Below are 1676 nucleotides of genomic sequence, written 5' to 3'. Positions count from 1 at the left end.
GCTGTATGGGAAAAAGTTGAAGAAGAAACACCAGCAGAAGAATACCTTGCAATCTTTAATGGAAATGGTGGAACTCCAACAACTCAAAAAGTAACAGTCAAAGACGGTGAAGTAGTAAGTGGAGTAACAGAACCAACTAGAGAAGGATATAAATTCGTTAAATGGGTAAAACTAGGAACAGATAATACATTTGACCTAAGCGAACCATTCAACAAAGATATCTTAGGCGAAGAAAAGAGTGTAATCTTCACAGCGGTTTGGGAAAAGAATGTTTCAGAAAATGGTGGCTCAGCGATATTCTATCCAAAGGAAACTCATCCAATATTTAAGGTGGTTGGAGATGAGTTAACTGAAGAAGAAATTCAAAATGCTATAGTTGTACTTGGACTTGATAAATCTAAATACACTGTTACAATTAATGAAGATCAAGTTGTACCAACAACTGACAAGCCTGGCGACTATATAATCGATGTAACAATCAATTATGAAGATGGAACAACAGATGATGCACAGGTGGCTATCATCATTACTGAACCTGCTGACACAACAGCCCCCGTAATTGACGCTGCGAATGTGATAGCTGTTGAAGGACAACTGATTCCACCAGTAATGGTTGATGTTGATGACCTCGATGTAACAGTGACTGTCGAAGGCCTACCAGAAGGATTAACCTACAATCCAGAAACTAAGCAAATCGAAGGTACTGTACCAAAAGCAGAAGATTGGGGCGATAAGGAAGAAAAAACTATCACAGCAACAATCAAAGCAGTTGATGAAGCAGGAAATGAATCTACAAAAGAAATCACAGTTACAATCTTAAGAGATACAGACGGGGATGGAACTCCAGACGTAACTGACGAAGACGACGATAATGATGGTGTAACGGACGAAGTCGAAAAAGAAAAAGGAACGGATCCTAAGGATGCGAATGAACGTCCATTAGTTCCAATCGAAGAAATCCCTGGTACTGATATTACCAACAAGGATCAAACCGTTACTGAAAAGAATCCAATCAAGGATATCACCATCACGCCAAGTGAAGAAGATGCGACTGTAACAGTCGGTGAGCTTCCTGATGGATTGACTTACGATGAAGAGACTGGAACGGTTTCTGGAACACCTGAAATTGATGATTGGGGCAAAGACGAAGAAGAACGTAAAATCACCGTACCCGTCACAACTGAAAATCCTGATGGCACTCAGACTACTGAAGATGTCACAATTACAGTTGAACGTGATACTGATGGGGATGGAACTCCAGATAAGCAAGATGAAGACGATGACAACGATGGCGTAACGGACGAAGTCGAAAAAGAAAAAGGAACCGATCCTAAGGATCCAAACTCTAAGCCAGGTAAAATAACTGACAGCATTGACCCAGTCATTCCTGACCGCACTGAAGTTGGCGATGTGGACGATCTAACTGAGTCTGAACGTGAACACGTTAAGGAAGCCATCGAAGAAGCCAACAAGGATAACTTCCCAGAAGGCACGAAGGTTACCGTCAATGAGGATGGTTCTGCAACCATCACCTACCCAGATGGCTCTAAAGATAACATTAAGGCCGAAGACTTGATTAAGCAGGCTGAAGAAGAAACAAGCCAAGCAGATCAAATTGATCCTGTCATTCCAGAACGTACTGAAGTTGGCGATGTGGACGACTTAACACAATCTGA

Annotated in this window: 1 protein-coding gene; it reads left to right on the top strand. The window is 41.6% G+C overall.

The genetic code is table 11. The annotated features are described in order from the left end of the window. On the top strand, positions 1–1676 hold a 1676-nt coding region (locus HMPREF9708_RS08450), incomplete at both ends, for a putative Ig domain-containing protein (RefSeq protein WP_006309761.1).

This window comes from Facklamia languida CCUG 37842, assembly GCF_000245795.1.
Taxonomy (GTDB): Bacteria; Bacillota; Bacilli; order Lactobacillales; family Aerococcaceae; genus Facklamia; species Facklamia languida.
This window is presented reverse-complemented; position numbering and strand designations above follow the sequence as displayed.